We start from the raw sequence: 18,637 nt of genomic DNA on the forward strand, positions 1-18,637 counted from the left end.
CTGCAGCAGCTCAGCGTTCATATTGCTTATTGAGTAAGTTTCATATGGATGATAAGTAAACCAATATCATCAGCCGAATCATTGCTATTTCACATCAGTTTGAGTTCTCTGGTGATGTTTTTCTTTATCGACAAACATGGCTTTATCAACCTTTGCCAAATAATCATTTAACGATAATGACTGCCTGGCTTGTCGATGTACTACGCCCTTACTGTACGTTAAATGGTATGGTTTACCGCTGTGCAAATTATGTTGATTAATGCACTGTTGAAAACGTTGTAATACACTATTAACGCTGACTTCATCACTTTGGCTCAGCATGACCACAAATTCATCACCAGCAAAGCGTGCAATAATATCCGATTCGCGAAAGCTGTCGATCAATAAGCCAGCAAAAGTCTTCAAGGCAGTATCACCTTCTTCATGGCCAAACTGGTCGTTAATTGCTTTAAAATAATCTAAATCAAAGAAAATTAAACACGTTTCAAAACCAAGCCTATCACCGTAAGCAATCGCTTTATGAGCAAGTAATTCAAAGCCGCGACGATTAGAAATACCGGTTAGCGCATCTAAGGTATTTTGCTGTATCGACAGTAGCTCTTCTGCGACAATTTTACCCAAGTCTTCTAAAGCAGCTTCATCATCTTTAGAGAAGGATCTCGGCTTGTCATCAATAATGCACAAAGTGCCGACCCTCACACCATTGGGCATAGTTAACGGATAGCCGGCATAAAATCGAATATTAGGTGCCGCCAACACAAGAGGGTTATCGGCAAAACGTTCATCTTTTAGCGCATCTGGCACAACTAATACATGTTGTTGATTAATAGCATGGCCACAGAATGAAATATCACGCCGTGTTTCACATATATCCAACCCCTGCACAGACTTGAACCATTGGCGCTCGGAGTCGATTAAACTCACCACACTAATCGATACTGAAAACAATCGTTTAGCCAACCGAGTGATACGATCAAAACGCTCTTCAGCGATCGTGTCGAGTACGTTCAGCCCTCGAAGTGTTTCGAGTCGAGTGTATTCATTGTCAGGTATCGGTGCCAGCAGCATTAAACAACCTACTTAATCAAAATAATAGTCCTATAATCAAAGCAGTTAAGTGACTAAATATCAACCTATGCTCTTTTTATTAATGTTTAAATCGCTAAAATTTCATTATAAATTTCAATTACACTGTCCGTTTTTTGCTGCACACTTTGTGTGGGTAATTTGCCAGGCAACTGTTGTAATGTCAGTTCATGATTCTCGTCACGCAGCCAGCAATAGGTTTGGGTTAAATGCTGGGCTTGCATGATAGGCAATAACTCCAGCTCCGCCAACACTTCAAAAATGCGTACATTATCAGACCAAATAGTTAATTCATGATATTGATGAGCATTCGCTAGCACTAAGTATTGAGCAATAAACTCTATATCGGCAATACCACCAGCACTCTGTTTTAGATCAAATTGCCCTGGTTCCACTTGCAACAAATGCTCGCGCATTTTTATGCGCATGTCTTTGACGGCTTTAGCCAATACCTGTTTATCACGCTCTATTTGCAATACTTGCGCGCGTAAATCACTAAAACGACCTGCAAGCGAATAATCACCAAACACAAAACGTGACCGCACTAATGCTTGATGCTCCCAGGTCCATGCTTCTTGTTGTAAATAGGCACCAAAATGCTCAATCTCACTCACCAATAAACCAGAAGCACCAGACGGACGTAAACGCATGTCTACTTCATATAACTCACCGGATGTTGTGCGGGTAGCAAATAAATGCACAATACGCTGAGCTAACTTCAGGTAGAAATGGCCATTATCAATAGGACGCTTACCATCGGTGGTACCCGAACCTGTGTGGCCGTGTAAAAAAACCAAATCTAAATCAGAACCGTAACCCAGTTCAATCCCACCTAACTTACCGTATCCAATGACGGCAAATCCCATGTTACTTGGACTCGTTTCTGCCGGTATGCCATGGCGAGATGCCACCTGATGCCAAGCTTGTAACACCACTTGTTCAATAATGGCTTCAGCTAAAAAGGTTAAATGATCGCTAACCTGCATAACCGGTAATACCCCAGTAACATCAGCGGCCGCAATCTTCAGCTGCTGAGACAGTTTAAACTGCCGCAACGCTTCCATTTGCTGTTCCATGTCATCTTCGGGTACACGCAACAAATACTGGCGTAATTCGCTCGGGTAATCATCAATCGAGGTAATGTCATACAATTGCGACGGATCAATCAACTCATCGAGCAGCATTGGAAAATTAGCCAGCTCGCGGGCAATCCAAGGGCTTGCACAACACAAACTCACTAATTGTTGTCTAGCACCTGGGTTTTCACATAAAAGCTCTAGATAGGTGGTACGGGTTAAAATTTTATCCAGCACTTTGGCTACCGGTTTAAACGCTTGGCTCGGTTTAGTTTGAGTCACTAACTCTTCAAGCAACTTAGGCATTAACTTGTCTAAAGTCTCACGCCCTCGCGGTCCGATAGAACGTTTAGACACAGTTTGACGCCACTCACTCAGCAGCTGCCATAATTCTGCATCATCGACTTGTTGCTCTTGCAGCAATGCATTGGCATGTTCATCTTGCTGCACATTCCAAAATAAAGCAGTCCAATGGTCATTATGTTCATGACTATCAGTACCACCGACCGTGGCATTGAAATGGCCATGAATAGTGACCATTGCTTGATTAATTTTTTGACGAAGTTCGACTTCATCAGCCATGTCTAGCGGATAACATAAACGCTGCCAATCGAGCTCATTATTAGGCAGAGTTTGCGTTTGTTTATCGTCAATGGCTTGCAACAAGTTTTCCACTCGGCGCAATATAATATAACTGTGTTTAAGCTCATCAACGGCTAAGTATTCCAACTGCCCTAAGCTGTATAAGGTATCAATAGCACCAAATAGACTTTGCTGACGCAATGCAGGTTCGCGTCCACCACGTATCAACTGAAAACTCTGCACCACGAATTCGACTTCACGGATCCCGCCGGCACCGAGTTTAATATTGTCGGTTAATTGTCGACGCCTGACTTCTTGGGCAATAAGTTGCTTCATTTTACGCAATGATTCAATCGCAGAAAAATCAATATAGCGACGATAAACAAAAGGTCGCAGTAAATCATGCAACTCATCGCAATAGCCAGACCAAGGTCCAAGTACTCGCGCTTTGACCATGGCATAACGTTCCCAATCACGGCCTTGTTCTTGGTAATAGTCTTCTAAACCACTAAAACTGACCACTAAAGGACCACTTTCACCATAAGGTCGTAAACGCATGTCGACACGGAACACAAATCCATCAACGGTGACTTGGTCGAGTAAATTCACCAAGCGTTGACCCATACGGATGAAAAATTGCTGATTTGCCTGAGTGCGTCGACCACCAACGGTCTCACCATGTTCTGGAAAGGTAAAAATTAAGTCGATGTCTGATGAAAAGTTAAGTTCACGGCCACCCAGTTTACCCATGCCTAAAATCAGCAACGGTTGTGGATTACCTTCAGCACTTGTTGGCGTACCGTATTGCTGACACATCTCTTGATACAGCCAATCTCGCCCAGCAATCACCAATGCTTCAGCCAGTGCAGATAAGTCGAGAAGTGATTCTTCTACTGGGGTGTAATTTAAGAAGTCACGCCATGCTAAGCGCACCATTTGCAGATTACGATAACGACGTAAGGCAGACTTAACCTGCTCTTCTTGTGTTAAGTCCGCTATCAGCGAATGTAACTGCGCATCAAACTCACTGCGCACTACATCATCTAATAGGCCATCAAATAACTGCACAATCCATTCTGGATGACGACAAAGCTGCTCACCCATATAGTCACTTAACCCAAACACGGCCGTTAACTCTTGCTGTTGTATGGCTGTCAGTACTGTTTTAGCTTCCGGCCAAACGTCACAGAGTCTTAACCAGTAACGATCTGCGCTGTCTAACATCGCTGCAGATAATACTTTGTTACCTTGGTTTTGCATGGCAATAATGACCCCTAAAGAAAATGAACATTGGACATATTATGTCGTGAATGGTATATCTATCAGTCAGTCAAATGATCAGATTAATATCATTGACACTAAGATTACTATAACCTGTGTCATATTGAATTAGCACATGAAAAATCTACATTTTGGAGAAAACATGGTAGGTCACCTCCCCCGTGTACTCACATTGATAACGGTATTGTTTGTCATGCTAGCCCTTGGCGGTTGCGGTGACGATAGACCGGAACAAATTGCTAAGTACCAGCAACTGACCCAACAACGACTTGATCTGTTGGCTAGTTCGCTCGACAACAATCAGTTACGCAATGCGACGTTACTCAAACAATACACTCGAGTTCTCGCTCAGCGTCAATCCGACTTAACCCCATTACTCGAAGAATTGGCTAAAGATGCCAGCACTGAAGGACCAATGTTTAAGTCATTAACGCGTCGTTACAAAGACTTAAACGACAGCGCTAATTTTATTGATTTAGACCAACAGTTAGCTGAAGCACAGAATATTTATCAAGCCGCTGACACCAGCTTGTATAACGATATGCTGTCCGACCCAGTCAATGTTGTTGCCGATATGTCTAAAGGGCAACTCGCCAGAGTGAATGCGATCAGTCGTGAAGCTGAAGCGCTTGCTAATGGGACCGACGGTAGCGGTGCAGGCAGTCAGCTTGTGGGTAACCCGGCTTATGGTAGCTGGCAAAACAATTCTAGTGGCACGTCGATTTGGGCTTGGTATGGCATGTATGCGATGTTTTCTAACTTCACTCGCCCAATAGGTTACGACCGTTGGTCGGGAAATCGTGGTTACAGCTATTATAATGATGTAGGACGTTACCGTTATACCTCACCTAAACAAGCGACATCACAAGCCAAAACCTTTGAACAAACCAAGAAACGTTTTAACAGCCAAGGGAAGCGATTCGACAGCCCTTATGCAAAAACTCGAACAGGTTCTACAAGCTTGTCGCGTCAAAGTGCTAGCGCACCTAAAGCCAGTAGTACCACTCAGAGCGCGAGTCGTAAATTCCGTTCGAGCTATTCAAAAGACAGCAGTTTCCGTAACTCAAGCAGCCGCACTAGTCGCGGTGTTAGCCGTGGAAAATAGGTAAGGACTCACCATGACATTTTTTCAAGAATATGGTTTAACTCAACATTTGGCGATTATTTTAGCCATTGATTTAACCATCGCCATCGTTTTACTGGCGCTAATGCGTTATTTGCAAGGTTGGAGTATTAAAGTCAACAGCAGTGCAGAGCTAGCAGAACGTGACAATTTTGCATTTGGTATCAGTACCGCTGGTGCAATTGCTGCATTAGGTATTGTGCTTACAGGCGCCATTACCGGCGAGGCTGCACCGTCTTATTTAACCGAAGCTATTGGCATGTCCGCTTACGGCTTGTTTGGCTTAGTATTGATTAAATTAGGTCGTTTTTTGCATGATAAAATCGCCTTAAATGAATTTGCTAAAAACGCTGAAATTCTTAAAGGTAATGTGTCTGTTGCCGTGGTTGATGCCGCTGCCGCTATTGCTACAGCAATTATCATTCGCGCGGTCTTAATGTGGGCCGAAGACATTACTTTAGATACCTTCATTGCTATTTTTAGTGCCTTTTTGATCTCACAACTGATGTTAGTGATACTCACTCGATTACGTGAAAAACGTTACGCTAAACGTAATCAAGATGCCTCAATGCAGCAAGCCTTAACTCAAGGTCAAACGGCATTAGCATTGCGCCATAGCGGCTACATGATAGCCATGGCGTTAAGCTTCAATGCGGCAAGCCATTTTATTGTTTATGACCCAACGGCCTATGTAACCAACATTATCGGTTGGTGTGTATTCTCATTGATAATGCTAGTGGTATTATCGCTGCTGATCGCCTTAGTGAAAAAACTGGTGTTAGCCGGAATTAATCTTGCTGAGGAAGTCGAAAAACAACACAACATAGGTATTGCAGCCGTTGAAATGGCGATTAGTATTGCCGTTGCTCTTATTCTTACGGCGTTAATGGCTTAATTTATGACAACACCTTTGCTCGATGAACTTCCCACCAATACAACACCGGGGGACTCGCAGCAAAGTCCTCTATCATCCCGTCAAGTATCGAAGTTTGATGATGCCTTATTACTCGGCATCATGGCTTCGCTGGCGGGATGTGGCCTTATCTATGAATATTTACTGTCACACTATGCCGGTCGAATTCTCGGCGCACTAGAAGCTGCCATTTACACCATGATTGGGTTAATGATTGTGTCTATGGGTGTGGGCGCATTTGCTGCCCGTAAAATAAAATGCGCGTTTACAGGCTTTGCCATGCTCGAATTAACCGTGGCACTGTGTGGCTCATTTGCCATTATCGTTACCGCTGCAGTGATCGGATTTGGTCAACAACTTCCATTAACTATCGCCAATACATTGGGCTTGCCGCCCGATCATTTACCCAATGGTGGCTTTATTGCCAGCCTGCAAACCCTTAGTGAATTCTTACCTTATGTGTGGGGAGTATTGCTTGGGTTAATGATTGGCATGGAGATCCCACTTATTGCTCGAGTTCGGCAATCTTTATCTGAAGCACACTTACTGCATAATGCCGGCACCATATATGGTGCCGATTACATTGGTGCTGGTATCGGCGCCGCTATCTGGGTTGGTTTTATGTTGTCGATTGATATTCAATTAGCAGCGGCATTAACCGCCAGTGTCAATTTACTCGCTGGGCTAGTATTTATTTGGCGATTTTGGGCACAGATCCGTCATGCTAAGTGGTTGCTAGTAGGCCACATTATTGCCAGCGTTGTGATTGGCTTACTCGCGGTTAAAGGCCCTAGCTGGGAACAGCATTTTAATAATCTATTATATAAAGATCATGTGGTTTACGCTAAAGCAACACGGTTCCAGCAGCTCAACTTTACTGAACGTTTGCGCGGTGGCGAATTGCCTCCAGTTTATAATTTATACATTAATGGTCGTCTGCAATTTTCGAGCAGCGACGAGCATATTTATCACAGCTTCTTAGTTCATCCAACATTAGCTGCCAGCGCACGTCACGATAACGTGTTAATTATTGGCGGTGGTGATGGTTTGGGGCTAAAACAAGTGCTCAAATGGCAACCAAAAGCCGTTACCTTGATGGATTTAGATAAAGACTTGCTGGCACTGTTTAAATCGCCTCCGGCAGATATGCCTGAGCACTTAAGAGATGCATTACTGACGTTAAACGGCGATGCCTTAAACGATCCTCGCTTAACGCTTATGGTCGACGACGCGTTTAACGGTGTCGATAAGCTAATTCAAAATGGCAAAATGTTTGATGCCATCATTGTTGACTTACCCGACCCAAGTCATCCAGACTTAAATAAACTTTATTCAGATTTATTTTATCGCAAGCTCAACGAGTTACTCAGCGCTGATGGCGTGATCACGGTGCAATCAACCTCACCTTACCATGCCCAAAAAGCATTTATGTCGGTCGGAAAAACACTGACTGCGGCTGGATTTAATGTAAAGCAGTATCACCATAATGTCCCTAGCTTTGGTGAATGGGGCTGGAGCATTGGCAGTAAAATGGGTAAAAACCCGCAGCAACGATTGGCTGCAATAGATGAAATTCCGGTACCAGAAGAGTGGCTTACCCCAGGGCTTATCCACGCTTCATTTGAGTTTCCAAAGCATTTCTATAGCGATATAGACAACATTAAAGTCAATGAAATTGGCTCACTACAGCTGTATCACTACCATTTAGCGGCTTGGTCAGAAAACGAAGTAATTAATCTTTTTTAATTGGATCAGATAGCGCTTGACATATTATGTCTAGATGCTATCTTTACTCACAGACATAATATGTCAATTAAGGACGAATATGAACATCCATACTATTGCAGGTCACCTAAACGGACTGTGCGATCAAAGCAAAACCGGTTTTCAGTTTGATTGTTATCCAATTGACGGTGATGTTGAAGTGTTACAAGTCAATATTGTCGGCCGAGAAGAAATTCCGGTGTTTGTATCAGTAACTGACAACCAAATATTGTGTATCAGTTATTTGTGGGGCGAAAACGAAGTAAACCAGGCTCGCCGCGCTGAAATGTTTGAGACCATGTTAGAGCTCAACATTCCAATGCCATTATCATCGTTTGCCAAAATCGATGATAAATATGTGGTTTACGGTGCATTGTCTGTGCAATCAAGCATGGAAGAAATTGAACAAGAATTAGCAGTACTGTCAGACAACTGTCTGGAAGTCATCGACGAACTCGTCGAATTTTTAATTTAAGGAGCCAATTATGGGCATTCTAAACAAGATTCTTACAGCGTTTCGTGGTGGTGCAACTGAAGTTGGCCAAAATATCGTTGACGCAAACTCAACCCGAATTTTTGAACAAGAAATTCGTGATGCAGAAAAACATTTAACCCGCGCTAAACGTGAATTAACTGACGTGATGGCCAAAGAAATGCAGGCAAGCCGCGAAATTGATCGCCTAAAGCGTAGCGTTGTTGAGCACGAAGGTTATGTAACCCAAGCGTTAGATAAAGGTAATGAAGCTTTAGCGATTGAAATTGCTGAAAAGATTGCTCAGCTAGACGAAGAATTAGCTGAACAACAAACTGCCAATGACAGCTTTAGCTCACATGCAGTGCGTTTAAAAGATTTAGTGAAGAAGACTGAGCGTCAATTAAATGATTATCAACGTCAACTTACTATGGTTAAAACCACTGAAAGCGTGCAAAAAGCCACTGCGACTATCACAGACTCATTTGCATCAAGCAATTCAAAACTGCTTAACGCTAAAGATTCACTAGAGCGCATTAAAGCACGTCAACAGCAGTTTGATGACCGCCTAAAAGCGTCAGAAACATTAGCAGAAGAGAATAGCGATAAGTCATTACATGCCAAGTTAGCTGAAGCAGGTATTGGCGAGCAAAAATCGAATGCTAATGCTGTGCTAGATCGCATTAAAGCACGTAAAGGTTAAGCTATTATGGGATTTCTTAGCGGCCTATTCGGCAAAAAAGAAGCCCCGAAGCGTCAGCTTGACCATCCTAATAAACTGCTCAAGGGTGATATGATCACCTTTGATGACAGTTTTGCTTTGCCTACGCAATTGCGTGGGCAACAGCTTAAGGTTGAAGCTATTCATACCTATGAATACCAACGCTCGCAGCTTTGTGAATTCTTATTACGTGGCCATAGCGGCACCGCAATCTATTTATCCTACGTGCAAGAAGACGAATCTTACTTAAGTATTTCAATGAAAATCAATCGCGCTGTGGTTGAACAATTGTTTGATCTTGATGCATTTGCTGAAATATTTGAAGAACCAGGCAAAGCAACGCTGACATTGCAGGCGCTTCCAGCCGAGTTAGCGGCTGAGTTCGATAAATGGCTCAGTGATGAATATCATCAAGTTGAATTTGCAGCTTTTGGTTACTTCCACCGTCAAGATTATCGCGATCTAAAGCCGCCTCAAAACGACGATGATACTCGCGGTGAAGGTTTTGAAGGTTACAGTTTAGCCAATTCGGATGATACTCACGCACTTGATGTTGAAGTTTACGAAAGTGGAGACACTGAAGTGATGTTGACTTTATATCGCCCACTGACCGATATTAGAGAGTACTGGCCAGCAAGCTGATACAGGTAGGAGACGATTTTCTAATGAGTTCAGGCAAACCGTTACCAGATAAGTGGCTTAAAAACCAACAAGCAGCAAAAGCAACCCAAGTGGCTTTTGATCTGGATGAGAAGTTTCAATACTCAATCCGAAAAGAAGCCTTAGACAAAGGCGTAAGTCCTTCAGACCAAATCAGGACCATACTTGGACTATCTGTATCCAAACGTCCTAAGCGCCCTCGTTTAACTGTGTCATTAAATGCTGAAGATTATGTTATTTTAGCCCAGAAATACGGCTTAGAATCAGAGTCGCAGCTGGAAATCAAAAAGCGCGTATTAGATGATTTGGTTCACTTCGTAGATACTAAATCGTCAAAATAAACACCTTTGTCAGCACAGTACATCAACTAAAAACAACGCACTAGACACTTGTCTTGTGCGTTTTTTGTTATGATAAACTCAATATCTTACCAAAGCCTCTCGGCGAACGAATGTAAGCGGACTTAATATATGCTCGAATCTAAACGTTGGTCGATCAAAAATGTCGATGGTCCAAGCCCATTTGAACTCGCAATGATGGTGTTATCATTGGTCTCCGTGGTGATTGTACTCACCATTACGTTTGGTAAATTAGATGCTGAAACCAACAAAGTGTTGCTGTATATCGACACGACTATCTGCATTATTTTTATGACCAAGTTTTTCCATGGTTTATTCAAAGCACGTAATAAAGCCTTTTACTTTAGGCACCATTGGATAGACTTTGTTGCCAGCATTCCGGCCATTGAAGCACTGCGTATCGCCCGTATATTCCAAATATTAAGGGTTATTCGATTAATCCGCATGAGCCGGTCATTATTAATCCCGTTATTACGTCAGCGAAAACAATCTACATTAGCCAGTTTACTGGTGGCGATGGTATTAATTTTAGCCACGGCATCTGTACTTATTTTATTGGTAGAAAGCACAGAGCCTAGCGCAAATATCCAAACAGCAGAGCAAGCCATTTGGTGGGCATTAGTGACCATATCAACCGTCGGTTACGGTGACTTCTATCCCGTCAGTACTGTAGGACATATCATTGGTGGATTAGTGATCATTAGTGGTGTCAGCTTTTTCGGGGTGATATCTGGTTATATGGCATCTGTTTTCGTCGCACCAGATGAGCAAGAACGTAACGAAGCACAAGAGGCTCAAGCAGCGCATAAAGCGGAAATCAATACCAAGCTAGAACAAGCACTTGAGCGCATGGAACAAAATCAGCAGCAAATGATCGAAGAAATTGCCACTTTACGCAATCAACTCGATCAGCGTAAATAGCCTCTGCAGTATCTCACAGCCATTTTAGTGACGACCAAGGAATAGTTTCTTATCACTAGAAGCGTCAACGGCCAGCCTACTGCAAGCTAATGCAGCATAGTTTGTGGGACAATGAATTGTTTAAAAACGTTTATTATCCCGATGAGATGAAACAATAAGCCCAAAGTAATCACTTACTTTGGGCTTATTGTTGGCAACTACATAATGGTTAAGCTAACGCGTTACTCTCCCACCAGCTTCTGCCACCAAGATAATGACTCACCACAATTAGCTACCGGATGATAGCTTGCGTCTAATGCTGGTAGACCGATAATATTGTCACAATTACCTTTCTTAGCCACACCCGTTGTACGATCAAAATAGCCATTAATTACGCCATTAACCGGCATCATACGTAAACTGAGCGGTGGACGTTGATGTAAAAAGGCTTGATACACTGCCATTGCGCCGCTGCTGCCATACAGGCCCGTTTTACTGTTATCGTCTTGACCAACCCAAATAGCCGCTACGTTACGTTCATCAAATCCAGCAAACCACGAGTCACGACTATCATTACTGGTGCCGGTTTTACCCGCTAGACGAACCCCAGGAAATGCTGCGCCTAAACGCTTAGCCGTACCATTACGTACTACCTGGTTCATTGCATATTGAACTAAGTAATCGGTCGCCGGATCGATCGCCATCGACGATGGCACCCGGCTCACCTCCAACGCTTGGTTTTGACTGTCTAATACCGCGGTAATTGATGATAACTTACGATAGCGTCCTTCATCAGCAATGGTTTGATAAACTTGAGCCACCATTAATGGTGAGCCATTCACCGCACCCAACAACATCGATGGATAAGGGGATATATCATCCTCCCAACCCGATTTTTTCAATGTGGCAGCAACCTTTTCAACGCCGACAGCCAAACCAACGTTAACCGTTGGAACGTTCATTGAATCTTTAAATGCGTTTAACAAAGGCACTTGACCACTGAACTTTTTATCAACGTTTTTAGGTGACCATGTTTTCCCTTGCTCATTTTTAAGGGTGATCGGTTTGTCCTCTACGGGAGTGGCTAGAGTAAATCTATCTGCTTGGCGTAATGCACTGGCATACACGAATGGTTTGATTAACGACCCAATTGGACGTCTAATTTCAACGGCACGGTTAAATCCTTCATAACTCGGTTGTTTATCACCCACCATCGCAGCAATGCCGCCGGTATATTTGTCGGTGACAACCATGCCGACTTGAACGTTTTTAGCCCGTTTATCAAGTGATGCCATGGTAGACAACACGGCTTTTTCTGCGGCTTCTTGGGCCATTGGATCGAGTGTGGTATACACTTTTACGCCCGACTGCTTCAGTAACGAATCGCCATATCGGTCGCGCAACTCTTGTTTTACCACAGCAAAAAACGCTGGTAACTTCTGATGTACCGATTTTTTAGCGCTGCGTAAACCGATAGGTGACTCTGCTGCAGCCTTATATTGGGCAACGGTTAATTTATCGTTTTCCATAAGCAAACGTAACACTAAATCACGGCGTTCTTGGGCTCGTTCCGGATAACGCCACGGGTTGTAATAAGAAGGTCCTTTAATGACCGCAACTAAAAAAGCTTGTTGCGACACGGTCAACTCACCAATGGGGCGACCAAAATAGAATTGTGACGCTAACCCCATACCATGTACACCACGCGCCTTGTCTTGGCCCATGTAAACTTCATTGAGATAAGCTTCTAGAATTTCATCTTTGCTATAACGAAAATCGATAATCAATGCCATTATCGCTTCACGCACTTTACGCACAATTGAACGTTCACTGCTTAAAAAGAAGTTTTTGGCTAACTGCTGGGTTAAGGTTGAACCACCTTGTACCGTCCGACCGGCAGTAATGTTGACTACGGCAGCGCGTGCAATCGCCAATGGGTTAACCCCAAAGTGATCATAAAAGCTGCGGTCTTCAACCAAAATAAGTGCGTCGATGATCATCGAAGGCATCTCTGGCGTTCGCACAAATAAACGGTCTTCGCCATCGCCGGCAATAATACGGTCAAGTAATACCGGTTCTAAATGAAATACCGCTAATTCCCGTTTATCTGACATCCGCTTAACTGAGCTAACGCCTTCAGAGTCAAAACTAATCATCACTCGTTGCTCGGCTTGATTGCCTTCGGGATGCAAAAATGGTCGACGCCATAATTCGATACGAGTACTTGAAGCAGAAAATTCGCCAACTTGTCGTGGATTAGACACTTTACGATAACCGAGTAACTTAAGCTCAGCCATTAACTGCGGATGGTTTACCGCAGCCCCTGGGTATAATGCCATAGAACGACTAAACACCTGGGCAGGTAAATGCCACTTTTGGCCTTCAAATTTCTGCGCAATAATTTGGTCTAAATAAATGGCATAAAAGCTCACAACAGCGATACCAACGATTGATAATTTCCATGTGAGCGACCACAGCTTTTGCCACCAAGATGAGCCATTTTTTTTTGTGCTGGCTGAAGACTTTTTGGTTTTTTTACTCATAAATAATGGTTTCGTTTTCCATATAACACTGAAATAATTACATGTTATTAATAAGCTAGATGGCTTATTTACACGCCTGGAGTTTTCTTTTTAGTAAATTTTGTTGCCACTGTATTCACTGGATCATCAGGCCATAAATGCCTAGGATAACGACCGCGCATTTCTTTTTTTACATCAATATATGGCCCTTGCCAAAAGCTGGCTAAATCTGCAGTGGCGGCTAATGGTCGTTGTGCTGGCGACAACAACTCCATAGTAACCGTCATTTTGCCGTGTAATATTGTCGGGCTTTGCGCCATTCCTAATGCTTCTTGTAATCGTACACTAAGCAACGCACGGCCTTGCTGTTCGTTGTTATGATAAAAATGTCCGTCTGTATCAAGTGGCATCTGGTAACGGATGGGGGCACGAGTGCCTGTAGCCATCGGCCAATGTGTTGGCACTAATTGATCTAATAGCTGCTGCTGTTGCCAATTGAGTAAATTTTTCACCAATCCATAAGCGCCTACTTTAGCCAATGCGGCCAATGAACGAATGTTGTCTAAATGCGGCCCAAGCCAATCTTCTAATGTAGCCAGCAAGTACTCATCGCTTAAACAAGGCCAATCATGCTCTGGCGCAAAGTATCGAGCTAATTCAACCCGATATTGTAACTGGATTAATAGATCATCACGATTAAGGATTGTTAACCCTTTTATACGGATTTGCGCTAATAATGCGGCGGTAATGTGTGCTCGTTCAGGTGTAATACCGGTGTCGACTTTAATGATAACCTCACCGATTTTGGTGTGTTTTTCAGCAAAGAAACGCCCTTTTGCTTCATCCCAACCACCGTGAATATGAGTGGTCACTAACGAGGCAAGTTCTGCAGTAAACAAGCGTTCATCTAACCTTGCCGCAAGGTAAATTTGCCCAGCATTACGACCTTGAGTCTCTTGAAAGTCAGCAACCACTAACCAAGGTTCATGAGCCAAACTGTCTTCGGCATTGATCACCACACCCGTACCATTACTTAACAAAAAGCCTTCATGACCACGAGCTTTGGCAATACGATCAGGGTAAGCAAGTGCTAACAAATAACTAATATCACGAGTAGAAGCATTCCGTATTGCTTCATTGACCTGTCCCGATATCGCCAAAGATTGTTGCCATTGCCTTACTTGCTGTTTAATCTGCCCCTGCAAAGCCTCGGTCAAATAATGATGAATATCAGCGCCTTTTTTCGGTAATCCACGGGCTTCAATAATGCCTGCTAATACGCAAGCCAGTAGGCAAAGTTGCGGCTGATTGTCGTGCAAGGCAAGTTGCTTAGCTTTAAGCAGCATATGCGCTAAGCGTGGATGGCAACCTAATGCATAAGCCTCTCGGCCAAGTGGCGTTAACTTATGTTGCTGGTCAATTAATTCCAGTTGAATAAGTAATCGCCAAGCGACTTGTTCATGGATCTGCGGTGGTGGTGTGAGCAGTGATAATTCAGCAAATGATTTAGCACCCCAATTAGCACAATCAAGCGCCATCGAAGTCAGTTCTGCTTGCGTAATTTCAGGCTCATCGACTTTACGCATTCGCCCTTGTTCTTCTTGGCTCCACAAACGCACACAATAACCCGCTGCTAAGCGCCCAGCTCGGCCACTACGCTGAATAGCCGATGCCTGGCTAATGCGCTTAAGCCCTAAGCGTGTCACGCCGGTTTTAGGGTTAAAACTCGCTTCACGTCGATAACCGCTGTCTATAACAAGGGTGATGCCTTCAATCGTTAAACTCGATTCTGCCACATTAGTCGCGAGAACTATTTTACGTTTACCCGGTTCTGCTGCACGAATGGCTTGATCTTGCTCCGCTGACGACAAGTCGCCATACATAGGACAAATAAGCCATGATGCATCTAAACGCTCACGCAATAATCCAGCTAATTTACGGATCTCACCTTTACCGGGTAAAAACGCCAAAACGCTGCCTTGTTGATATTGCGCTAGATTGGGATCTGAAATGGTATCGATAATCACGCGGGACATGTGTGTTAGCCACAACTGTTGTCCAGGGCAAGGCTGATAAGCAATCTCAACCTCAAAACTGCGGCCATCACTGTGTATTTGCGCAGCATCGGGCATTAACGTGTCTAGCGGTAAGCCAGACAAGGTGGCAGACATAGCAATAATGTGTAAATCGTCACGTAATGATTGCTGCACTTCCAATGCTAAAGCCAAGCCTAAATCAGTCGTAAGATGACGTTCATGTATTTCATCAAAAATAATCACATCAATCCCACTAAGCTCAGGGTCTTGTTGGATCATGCGGGTCAGAATACCTTCGGTGACAATTTCTAATCGAGTATCTGCACTGACTTTTGACTCACCGCGAACACGATAACCCACTTGCTGGCCAACATTTTGGCCCAATTGTTGGGCAATAAACTTGGCGACATTGCGGGCGGCGACTCGACGGGGTTCTAACATCAGAATTTTGCCACGAATTTCGGGCCAGGCTAACATCGCTAATGGTAATGCAGTGGATTTACCTGCACCGGTTGGCGCTTCGATAATGATGTGTGAATGGGCCGAAAACTGCACACGCAACGAGTCGAGTACCGCGTGAATCGGCAATGTCGTGGTCATCAATGATGGGTGCTGCTGCAAAACTTGTTTTGAGGTCAACGCGATTAACTTTTACGGCTATTTTCTGCGGCTCATTTTACCCACATTGTATCAAGGTGTCATTAATTGCCTATTTCACTGTCTATTTCACTACCTTTTTAACAAAGCAATTAACCGCTCTCAGTTATTGAGTTACTTTACTCACTCAACTTATGTTAACCAAGGAGTCCGTAAACCGTGTTGTAATTCAGCTAATCGTGTCGGTTTATTAATGGCATAGCCTTGCGCATAATCGACACCAATATTTTTCAGATATACACCAATGTCGGTGTTTTCAACAAACTCTGCGATAACTTCAAAACCCATGTCTTTACCGAGCTGACATATCGCCGAAACAATAGCTTTATCACTGCGGTTTTCGCATAAGTTCACCACAAATTGGCCGTCAATTTTAACGTAATCAACATCAAGACACTTTAAATAAGCAAAGCTGGAAAAGCCAGAACCAAAATCATCTAATGCAATCTTACAACCAAATGGCCGTAACAACTCAATTAACCCAGTAGCTTGGTCTAATTGGCTTACCGCTGCGGTTTCGGTAATTTCAAAACATAATTTACTCACCAGTTCAGGTTCAACCATTAAGCGCATTTCGAGCCAAGTCATGAACTTATTGTCGGCAAGTGACATCGCAGACAAATTCACCGACACCATTGAAAGTTGTTCCCATATGGCTAAATTATTACCACCCCACTTCAATAAATTATCGATAACCCAACGGTCTACTCGAGGCGCTAAGTTGTAACGCTCAGCAGCAGGTAAAAACACCCCTGGCGATACATACTGGCCATCGCTTTGTACCATGCGAAGTAGAATTTCCATGTGGATACCAGTGTCGGGTTTATCGAGCGGCTCGATTAATTGATAAAATAACTCAAACTGATTTAACGCCAGTGCGCCTGTAATATCCACAGATGCCAACATTTGGTTATACATCATGTGCATTTGTGGATCGTCAGGATTATAAAAATGCCAACGGTTACGGCCTTCTTCTTTGGCTAGGCGGCAAGCGGCATCAGCTTTACTCATCACGCCGTAAATATCTGAGTCAACATAATCGACTTTGGCAATACCAATACTGGCACTAATATTGTGCTTGATACCTTTCCAAGTAAATTCATGATCAAACAACTGTTGGCAAATTCTTTTTGCCACTTGTTGCGCCGATGCGGTATCTGAATAGTGCATCAATAGGCCAAACTCATCGCCGCCTAAACGCGCAACCACATCGTCTTTTCGTAATAATTGTTTTAATCGCACAGCCACTTGTTGCAGCAACACATCACCCGCTTGATGGCCGCTAAGATCATTTACCACTTGAAATTGATCGAGATCGAGAAAGGCAATACAAGCAGGTATATGCTCTTCATCTTTTAATAACTCTTCAAGCATGTTTTCGAACTGCAATCGATTTGGTAATCCGGTTAGCACATCATAATTTGAATGAAACGATAACTCATCGGCAAGTCGATAACGCTCGGTGACATCTTCAATCATTAACAATAACTGTTGCTGCTTATTAAGCGCATGACAAAAGCTGAATTTATACCAGTAAATTTGAACCCCATTTCGTAACGGTACTTCACACCAGGCTTGGCGTAAAATACCTTCTCGAACGATATGTAAGGTATCGAGTAACAAGGGATGATCTTCTTCTCGTAACAACGAAAATAAACTCTGCCCGACTGTAATGGGCAAATTTTGTTTACTCGCATCATTTTGCAATACAACATTATTGTGTAAATCAATCAGCGCACATGGCATCGGCAGTAACTGAAAAAGCTCTTGATACTGTTTATCTTTACTGTCTAAAAGCACGGATAAACGACGAAGTTCAAGTGAAGAGGCTAATTGGTATGCGGTGTCATCGAGTAACTTTTGCACAAACGCACAAGGATCGTCTTGCTGACTCACAACGGGATTAGCATCGGATGCACACATAGTGCCTAAAACAACTTTGACATTACCAACGTGCAAAACAGGACTCAGAGCAAGATGCTTACAATCAATATCGAGTTGATTAAAGATGTCTAAAAGCGGTGTAAGGAGTCGATTTTCATCAGCGGTAAATGATTGCTCTGGGGAATGGGGATAAATGATTGATTGATGGCTGTTAAATAATGATTCGCACAGTGACAAATTATCTTGTAAATGCTGGTTAAACAGCGCTTCTGATGCAGGTGAAGCACCAAAATGACTGACACATTGTTGCTCTGAAGTGTCGATAATATCAGTATCAACGGCAAATAATTTATCATATTGACTAGTCAACACAAATGCAGCGCTGCATTCTAGCCTTTGACAGACTAATTCTAATGCTTGATTAAGCAGTGATAACACCGAAGTATCATTACCCTCAATAGGTCCATTTGTAAAAACACTTTTCAATAGTTGCTGGGTGCTATCGGCCATTCATCAACTCATTCAAGGTTAGCAATTCAATTTGCTTGGGAATAAAATCAGTTATCTTGTGGATGCCATATCGCTAACTATAAGCACTAAC

The 18,637-nt window shown here is 43.2% G+C and carries 13 protein-coding genes; 8 read left to right on the forward strand and 5 right to left on the reverse strand.

Annotated elements, in window-relative coordinates:
- Positions 1 to 84: 84 nt before the first annotated feature.
- Positions 85 to 1,068, reverse strand: coding sequence for a diguanylate cyclase (locus tag H5181_RS17600; RefSeq protein WP_182751640.1), 984 nt, complete (start codon positions 1,066 to 1,068; stop codon positions 85 to 87).
- A gap of 86 nt (positions 1,069 to 1,154) precedes the next feature.
- Positions 1,155 to 4,004, reverse strand: coding sequence for a bifunctional [glutamate--ammonia ligase]-adenylyl-L-tyrosine phosphorylase/[glutamate--ammonia-ligase] adenylyltransferase (gene glnE / locus H5181_RS17605; protein ID WP_180957046.1), 2,850 nt, complete (start codon positions 4,002 to 4,004; stop codon positions 1,155 to 1,157).
- 163 nt (positions 4,005 to 4,167) lie between these two features.
- Here glnE and H5181_RS17610 point away from each other — a divergent pair, with 163 nt between their 5' ends.
- The 8 genes from H5181_RS17610 (at position 4,168) to H5181_RS17645 (ending at position 10,958) form a co-directional block, all read left to right on the forward strand.
- On the forward strand, positions 4,168 to 5,130 hold the full coding sequence (locus tag H5181_RS17610) for a hypothetical protein (RefSeq protein ID WP_182751641.1): 963 nt from the start codon (positions 4,168 to 4,170) through the stop codon (positions 5,128 to 5,130).
- 13 nt (positions 5,131 to 5,143) lie between these two features.
- Positions 5,144 to 6,043, forward strand: a complete 900-nt coding sequence (locus H5181_RS17615) for a DUF350 domain-containing protein (protein ID WP_059746645.1) — start codon at positions 5,144 to 5,146, stop codon at positions 6,041 to 6,043.
- 3 nt (positions 6,044 to 6,046) lie between these two features.
- Positions 6,047 to 7,807: a polyamine aminopropyltransferase gene (locus H5181_RS17620; protein WP_182751642.1), complete on the forward strand. Its 1,761-nt coding sequence runs from the start codon at positions 6,047 to 6,049 to the stop codon at positions 7,805 to 7,807.
- Between the two features lie 79 nt (positions 7,808 to 7,886).
- The gene (locus H5181_RS17625) at positions 7,887 to 8,300 is read left to right on the forward strand and encodes a YjfI family protein (protein ID WP_011638704.1); all 414 of its coding nucleotides are present in this window, start codon (positions 7,887 to 7,889) and stop codon (positions 8,298 to 8,300) included.
- A 10-nt stretch (positions 8,301 to 8,310) separates the two neighbouring features.
- Complete coding sequence (locus H5181_RS17630; protein ID WP_011638705.1) at positions 8,311 to 9,000, forward strand: PspA/IM30 family protein; 690 nt, start codon at positions 8,311 to 8,313, stop codon at positions 8,998 to 9,000.
- A 6-nt stretch (positions 9,001 to 9,006) separates the two neighbouring features.
- Positions 9,007 to 9,660, forward strand: coding sequence for a hypothetical protein (locus H5181_RS17635; protein WP_182751643.1), 654 nt, complete (start codon positions 9,007 to 9,009; stop codon positions 9,658 to 9,660).
- A gap of 23 nt (positions 9,661 to 9,683) precedes the next feature.
- A complete protein-coding gene (locus H5181_RS17640; RefSeq protein WP_011638707.1) occupies positions 9,684 to 10,019 on the forward strand; it encodes a hypothetical protein in 336 nt (111 codons plus the stop codon).
- Between the two features lie 129 nt (positions 10,020 to 10,148).
- On the forward strand, positions 10,149 to 10,958 hold the full coding sequence (locus H5181_RS17645) for an ion transporter (protein ID WP_182751644.1): 810 nt from the start codon (positions 10,149 to 10,151) through the stop codon (positions 10,956 to 10,958).
- Between the two features lie 221 nt (positions 10,959 to 11,179).
- On the opposite strand, the gene mrcB is transcribed toward H5181_RS17645, so the two are convergent.
- From mrcB to H5181_RS17660, 3 genes are all read right to left on the reverse strand, one after another.
- Entirely contained in the window at positions 11,180 to 13,480 is a 2,301-nt protein-coding gene (mrcB, locus tag H5181_RS17650; RefSeq protein WP_123883384.1) for a penicillin-binding protein 1B, read from the reverse strand.
- Positions 13,481 to 13,548: 68 nt separating this feature from the next.
- Positions 13,549 to 16,095, reverse strand: coding sequence for an ATP-dependent helicase HrpB (hrpB, locus tag H5181_RS17655; RefSeq protein WP_182751646.1), 2,547 nt, complete (start codon positions 16,093 to 16,095; stop codon positions 13,549 to 13,551).
- Between the two features lie 189 nt (positions 16,096 to 16,284).
- Entirely contained in the window at positions 16,285 to 18,546 is a 2,262-nt protein-coding gene (locus H5181_RS17660) for a bifunctional diguanylate cyclase/phosphodiesterase (RefSeq protein WP_182751645.1), read from the reverse strand.
- Between the last annotated feature and the right edge of the window lie 91 nt (positions 18,547 to 18,637).

The organism is Shewanella sp. SG44-2 (assembly GCF_014164215.1).
In the GTDB taxonomy this organism is placed as follows: domain Bacteria; phylum Pseudomonadota; class Gammaproteobacteria; order Enterobacterales; family Shewanellaceae; genus Shewanella; species Shewanella frigidimarina.

Excerpts from the sequence above, each read along its gene's own strand:
- H5181_RS17600 (WP_182751640.1), bottom strand. The coding sequence starts at position 1,068 with ATGCTGCTGGCACCGATACCTGACAATGAATACACTCGACTCGAAACA.
- glnE (WP_180957046.1), bottom strand. The coding sequence starts at position 4,004 with ATGCAAAACCAAGGTAACAAAGTATTATCTGCAGCGATGTTAGACAGC.
- H5181_RS17610 (WP_182751641.1), top strand. The coding sequence starts at position 4,168 with ATGGTAGGTCACCTCCCCCGTGTACTCACATTGATAACGGTATTGTTT.
- H5181_RS17615 (WP_059746645.1), top strand. The coding sequence starts at position 5,144 with ATGACATTTTTTCAAGAATATGGTTTAACTCAACATTTGGCGATTATT.
- H5181_RS17620 (WP_182751642.1), top strand. The coding sequence starts at position 6,047 with ATGACAACACCTTTGCTCGATGAACTTCCCACCAATACAACACCGGGG.
- H5181_RS17625 (WP_011638704.1), top strand. The coding sequence starts at position 7,887 with ATGAACATCCATACTATTGCAGGTCACCTAAACGGACTGTGCGATCAA.
- H5181_RS17630 (WP_011638705.1), top strand. The coding sequence starts at position 8,311 with ATGGGCATTCTAAACAAGATTCTTACAGCGTTTCGTGGTGGTGCAACT.
- H5181_RS17635 (WP_182751643.1), top strand. The coding sequence starts at position 9,007 with ATGGGATTTCTTAGCGGCCTATTCGGCAAAAAAGAAGCCCCGAAGCGT.
- H5181_RS17640 (WP_011638707.1), top strand. The coding sequence starts at position 9,684 with ATGAGTTCAGGCAAACCGTTACCAGATAAGTGGCTTAAAAACCAACAA.
- H5181_RS17645 (WP_182751644.1), top strand. The coding sequence starts at position 10,149 with ATGCTCGAATCTAAACGTTGGTCGATCAAAAATGTCGATGGTCCAAGC.
- mrcB (WP_123883384.1), bottom strand. The coding sequence starts at position 13,480 with ATGAGTAAAAAAACCAAAAAGTCTTCAGCCAGCACAAAAAAAAATGGC.
- hrpB (WP_182751646.1), bottom strand. The coding sequence starts at position 16,095 with ATGACCACGACATTGCCGATTCACGCGGTACTCGACTCGTTGCGTGTG.
- H5181_RS17660 (WP_182751645.1), bottom strand. The coding sequence starts at position 18,546 with ATGGCCGATAGCACCCAGCAACTATTGAAAAGTGTTTTTACAAATGGA.